General features: G+C 35.0%; 6 protein-coding genes. All 6 read right to left on the bottom strand.

All coding sequences use genetic code 11. From position 1 onward, the window contains the following. Nucleotides 1-168: 168 nt before the first annotated feature. The 6 genes from F6K27_RS23285 to F6K27_RS23260 all read right to left on the bottom strand — a co-directional run bounded on the left by F6K27_RS23285 (nucleotide 169) and on the right by F6K27_RS23260 (nucleotide 5423). Nucleotides 169-336, bottom strand: coding sequence for a hypothetical protein (locus F6K27_RS23285; protein WP_287278543.1), 168 nt, complete (start codon nucleotides 334-336; stop codon nucleotides 169-171). 557 nt (nucleotides 337-893) lie between these two features. Next, entirely contained in the window at nucleotides 894-1802 is a 909-nt protein-coding gene (locus tag F6K27_RS23280) for a MoxR family ATPase (protein ID WP_287278541.1), read from the bottom strand. 329 nt (nucleotides 1803-2131) lie between these two features. Further along, the gene (locus tag F6K27_RS23275) at nucleotides 2132-2437 is read right to left on the bottom strand and encodes an RNA-binding protein (RefSeq protein WP_124155647.1); all 306 of its coding nucleotides are present in this window, start codon (nucleotides 2435-2437) and stop codon (nucleotides 2132-2134) included. Between the two features lie 428 nt (nucleotides 2438-2865). Then, nucleotides 2866-3951, bottom strand: coding sequence for a bifunctional riboflavin kinase/FAD synthetase (locus tag F6K27_RS23270; RefSeq protein WP_287278540.1), 1086 nt, complete (start codon nucleotides 3949-3951; stop codon nucleotides 2866-2868). A gap of 141 nt (nucleotides 3952-4092) precedes the next feature. Continuing rightward, nucleotides 4093-4956, bottom strand: coding sequence for an MBL fold metallo-hydrolase (locus F6K27_RS23265; RefSeq protein WP_287278538.1), 864 nt, complete (start codon nucleotides 4954-4956; stop codon nucleotides 4093-4095). A 332-nt stretch (nucleotides 4957-5288) separates the two neighbouring features. Beyond that, nucleotides 5289-5423, bottom strand: a complete 135-nt coding sequence (locus F6K27_RS23260; protein ID WP_287278536.1) for a hypothetical protein — start codon at nucleotides 5421-5423, stop codon at nucleotides 5289-5291. Nucleotides 5424-6000 lie beyond the last annotated feature (577 nt).

Below are 6000 nucleotides of genomic sequence, written 5' to 3'. Positions count from 1 at the left end.
CATCCTTAAAACTTTAACCTTTAGCGATCGCCTAATTTATGAAAAATACAGCTCATACAGTTACTTTTATGTTACATTATCAATATTTATGTAATATGTAAAGATGCCAGCGCTCATTGCTATAACTGTTGTGCCAATTCTTTTACCCAATTGATAATGGTAGTATGGTCAATTTCTGTCACTAGATGCGATGGCTGGAAATCCCATGCCGTTGAGATACATTTTGAGACAGAGTTTTTTGACTTTTGGATGATCAGCGTTATTACTTGGAGATTCAACAATCTTGTTGGCCACAATTTTGACATTGATGGCATTGTTTCCCCCGACGAAAACCATTTTTTTTCAATCGAGATGATAGACATTTGGGACAGTGGATTGTTTTGAGCTTTCCTTGTGACACTTTAGATTTTACAGCATTCTCCACCCACCAAAGCCAAAAAACAAAGTATGTCACAAAAAGTAAAGTAGCTCAGAAACCTCTTTTATTCTGCCTTCTGCCTTCTGCCTACTGCCTTTATCTAACAATAAATGTTAACGCCTACCTACTTATAACAAATCCGGTGATCAAAAATACTTTATAGGATAGACTAGTCGGTTTATAACTTAAAAAATCCCCAAAAACCTTGTTCTGTAAGGATTCTAGATATTAGGAATTAAAAATGCTTAGAATTATTGCTCTGTCTAGGTTGGAGCGATTTTTTCCCTCTATTTAGCGACAACTCTGATGTAAGATTAAATTCTCTCCCCATCTTCCCTACACCCTACCTCCCAATCTGCACAATCATCAGACTCTATAAACCGGATTTAGTATTACCTGTATTTCTCATTAATTTGAGCAAACCTAGTTAACTATCAAATAGCTAACCGCACTTCTAACAATCAAAAACTCAAACTTAGGAAACCATTACAGAAGTCAGTAATCTTTCCACAATTGTTTGAGCACGTCTTCCTCCTGCTGGTATCAAACGATGAGAAAGGACATAGGGAGAAAGAAATTTCACATCATCAGGAATAGCGTAATCTCTTCCAGCAAGAAACCCTAAAGCTTGAGCTGCTCGATGCAAAGCAACTGTTCCACGAGGACTAACACCCAGTGTAACTTCTTCATCTTCCCGCGTTGCTCTTACTAATCGGAGAATATATTTTTGTAAAGACTCATCTACTTTCACTAGACTACACAAACGACGCAACTCTTCGACTTCCTCTAAAGTAATACAAGCTTTTAGTGTACTTAATCCTACTCCCTCAGAAATTCTTTGTAGCATATGTAACTCTTCAGATTCTGTAGGATAGCCTAATGTCAGAGATAAACTAAAACGATCCATTTGTGCTTCCGGCAATGGAAATGTCCCCTGATATTCAATAGGGTTCTGAGTTGCAATGACAAAAAATGGGTTAGGAACAGAACGCGAAACCCCATCTATAGTTACCTGTTTTTCCTCCATTACTTCTAATAGAGCAGACTGAGTACGCGGAGTAGCACGATTAATTTCATCTGTCAATAGTACATTGGCAAACACCGGACCTGGTAGAAATTCAAATTTTCCACTGCTAGGGTTCCAAATATTAGTACCAGTAATATCGGTAGGTAGTAAATCAGGAGTACATTGAATTCGCTGAAACTTTCCAGCGATCGAATAAGCTAGAGATTTAGCTAATAAGGTCTTACCCACACCGGGAACATCTTCTAAAAGAACATGACCTTCCGAAAGAAGTGCTACTAATACTAAGTTAATGGCATCTTCTTTACCAAGAATAGTCTGACTAAGATTTTGTTTCAGCTTTTCAATACTTTCTTTCATAAAATTATGATTTGCTATCTATAAATATTGGCTGAAAGTCCAAAATATCCTGGCTTCTAACTACTAAATTAAAACTCTTTCATCAATTGAAAAAATTAACAGACTTATGCAAAAAGTCTGGCACAATAAACACCAAAGAGAAACATCATCAAAATTAAGGCCAAAAATTTTATTTTAACAATTTCTTGAAGTTTAATACTTAAAATATTAGCTTGATCGCGCTATTTACATCAGAAAAATTATCAATCAAATTGTGATTAATACTAGAAGATAAAAGGAACAGGATTAATTCCCATCCCTTGAATTGAATCTAATTTAACTATGAGAGTTTAGTATTCACTAGAGAATTTGTTTCCTCCGCCTCTTCTTCCACCACCAGATGACCCTCGACCTTCTCGTGGCCTTGCTTTATTGACCTTGAGAGTACGTCCCATCCATTCAGCACCATCAAGTGCTTCAATGGCTGCTGTCTCTTCATCTTCTGTCTCCATTTCTACAAAAGCAAAGCCCCTGGGGCGACCAGTTTCACGGTCTGAAGGAACTTGAACTCGCTTAACGCTACCATACTCCTTGAAGACATCTCTGATATCTTCATCTGTTGCATCGTACGAAAGGTTTCCAACGTAAACCGACATATTTGACCTCCAAAATTAAATGCCATCTAGAGAGATTTCGGAAGGCCAGTAATGCCAGATGAAACATCACAAAAAAGCTCACCACTGAAAGCAAAAACTGTAACCTATACCTATTCTCGAACTAGATTATATCATAGACAGTTTTGGCTAAAAATTATACAGATTACAACTTTAGTCCAACTTAAAACTACCAGTAAAACTTTTTAAATTTTAGCTAAATAGAAATTTGATAAAATGTCTAGGCTAAATTATTCATCAAATTTTACAAGTTAAACAGGAATGCTATATTTTTTTTAGCTTTGCATAATTTATTTTTGATACATTCGACCAATAATTAATTTAAAAGCAATGATCAATTAGAGTGATACGACATTTACCCATCACTAAACTATTTTCCATTGAAACAACAAGATTATTTTATATTAAATTTATTTAGTGTTACTTACGAGTATACTTCTCGCAATTGCACAGTCTTCTTGAATTTTTGCTTTTAGTAAATCTAAAGAAGCAAACTTTTGTTCAGGTCTTAAAAACTCAATCAAATTTACCATTATAGTCTGACCATATAAATCTCCAGACCAATTTAACAAGTGAATTTCTGTAGTCGGGTGTAGACCATTTAATGTGGGGCGACAGCCAATATTCATTACTCCTAAGTGTGGACAATCGCCAGAAGAATTTTCCTGAAGTTGCTTCTGTCCAAAGATATAGGCCTCCACAGCATAAACTCCAAAACGAGGCAAAAATTTTTGTGGCGGTAGCTGTAGATTAGCTGTAGGAAATCCTAAAGTTCTACCTAATTTTTGTCCTTCCACCACCTGACCTGCTAAACTGTAGGGACGACCTAATAAACGATTGGATTTTTTCAGGTCTCCTTGCTCAAGAGCTTGACGAATTATAGAACTGCTAATACGTTCTCCATTTTCACAAGTGTATAGAGGTACAATCGTAACTTCTATATTATAGTTAGCTGCAATAGTCTGTAAATCTGTTGCTTTTCCTACCCTGTTTCTACCAAAGCGGAAGTCCCATCCGACACTTACTTGACTTGCTTTTAAGTGTTTTACCAGAATTTTTTCTACAAATTGAGTAGGAGTTAAATTGGCCAATTCTTGGTCAAATTGCAGTAATACCACTTGTTCTACTCCCATCTGTTGAAAAAGAGCTAATTTTTCATCTAGTGGAGCTAACAATTTTTTTGGTTTTCCACTAAAAAACTCTTGGGGATGAGGATTAAAAGTTACAACAGTTGAATAAATTTTTGGCTCTTGACAATCATCATTTTTGTCCAATTCACTTTGGCAATACCATGATGAATTTAATAATTGAAGTTTTGTGTTTTTGTCTACTTCTGTATCTGTTTGTGATGGATAAACATAGAGTGAATTTTTTCTAGTATCTAATTTTAAAGTTGGTTGAACTACTTGCCTATGTCCTCGATGTAAACCATCAAAGTTTCCCAAGGCAACGGTAGTTGGAGTTAATACTGTAGCTAAAGAAGAAGTTACCCACACACCTTATATTTTTGTTGATTGAATCATTTTCTACTACATTTAATCTTTGTTCATCTATATTTTTTGTCAGCTTACTAACAAAATTAATATTAAGCTGAAACTTTAGATTTTTTTGGAGTGTTTGACTGCTGAATTATTGTCTTAACTATTGCTTGGAGGAATTAATTGAATTGAAAGACCTTCTCTTGCCATCAAACTATTAGGAAATTTTTCTGCTACTTGCTCTCCTACTTTATCTAAGAAATCATCATTATGTATAGGGTCATGGTGAAAAATCACTAATTTTTTAACTTGAGCCACTGTAGCAATTTTTACAGCCTCCTGCCAAGTTGAATGTCCCCAACCTATTTTACTAGACTTGTCCGAATAATATTCTTCATCTGTATAAGTAGCGTCGTAGATTAATACATCTGCTTGACGAGCCAAAAATAAAACATTTTCATCAAAGCGATCGGGAAAATGTTCTGTGTCAGTAACATAAGCTGCAGTGTATCCTTGCCAGTTGACACGATATCCTACTGCTTCTCCAGGGTGGTTGAGTAAAGCATTTTCAATAACTATATCACCAATTTTAATTGGCTGACTTATTTCCAAATCGAAAAACTTAAGTTCAGCCCCCATAACTTGCAAAGGTACAGGAAAATTAGGGTTGAGCATCTGGTCATTCAACCTCTGTTGAATAGTAGCTCCATTTGGAGCAACTGCTCCGTATATATAGAAACAATTATTTTTAACAAAAGCAGGTACAAAAAAAGGAAAGCCTTGAATATGATCCCAGTGGGTATGGGTAAAGAACATATGGGCTTTTACGGGCATTTGAGACATCAGGGATTGACCTAAAACTCGTAGGCCAGTTCCACCGTCAAAAATCAGGCGATGTCCACCAACTCGCATTTCTACACAAGGAGTATTACCCCCATATCTTACTGTTTCTGCTCCGGGAGAAGCAATACTACCTCTTACGCCCCAAAATTGAACTGTGAATTGATTTTGTTTAACCGACATGAGTTTTATCGCAGAATTTCTTGAGTAAGTCCATCGAGGAGATTTTGATTTTACTTATTAGTCAAATTTTTGCCATCATAAAATGGCTTAATCTTTAGTGTAATGATATACTTTCAATATGTTAACTCTTATGCTGAATGAATCTATCAAAATTTGGGTGGAAGATGAGAGCTAAGGTTTTTAGCTCTGCTGATATTTAGATGACTCGGGGAATTTTTATCGACCATTTTCTACATTTAGAATAATACTATTTGAGACTCTTCGCTTTAAAAAGACAAGTATTCTAGAGCTTCTCTGAAAGGGGTTAAAATCACGTTCAAGATTCTTTCTAGTTACTCTTGGCTAACATCTTTTTTGTGAAAACTGGTATGATCAATTACTATAATGTCTCCTGATTCTAACTGAGAAATAAAAGAATCTTTCAGCCAAGTTTCAAGTAAATCTTGATGATATGACCCTTCACTCAATTTAGAGGGGAAAATAATTTTTTTGACCTTAAAGCAGTTTTCAAATGGATAAACTAGTCCGACTCCGATAGATCGCCAATCATAAGGTTTCTCCTACCCAAAATATTTTGTGGTTTACTCAAACGAAAAGTCCTGTAAAGCAATAATTACAATCACTCTTTACAGTATATTTTGCCAAATTTAAAATCGTAGGATCTTTACTCTTAATACCAAATTTAAAAAAGGTAGTTACAGTATTAATCTCTAGATTTCTACCAACAGAGCAAACTACTGTAGCAATTTTTTATAAAACTGGTATAATTCTATAACCATAAGGATAATTTTCTTGTTTGTAAAATCCAGCTTCGCCTACATAAATTAGATTTTTATTATCTATTTTTGTCAAATTTGTTCTGAATTATGTTCATTTTTTTTAATCTACTTCTTGCTGGCCGTAAGTTTTTTTGCAGGTAATTTGATCGCTTTTAACAGGAATAGCTAAGATAAGGTGCAGAATTTTATATCCGGCAGGTTTGATTAATTCTTCTTAATTAAGCAGAAACTTTACTAGCAGAGTGCTTTGGAATGTATAGCAGTC

This window comes from Okeania sp. SIO2F5 (assembly GCF_010692685.1).
Taxonomy (GTDB): Bacteria; Cyanobacteriota; Cyanobacteriia; order Cyanobacteriales; family Microcoleaceae; genus Okeania; species Okeania hirsuta.
This window is presented reverse-complemented; position numbering and strand designations above follow the sequence as displayed.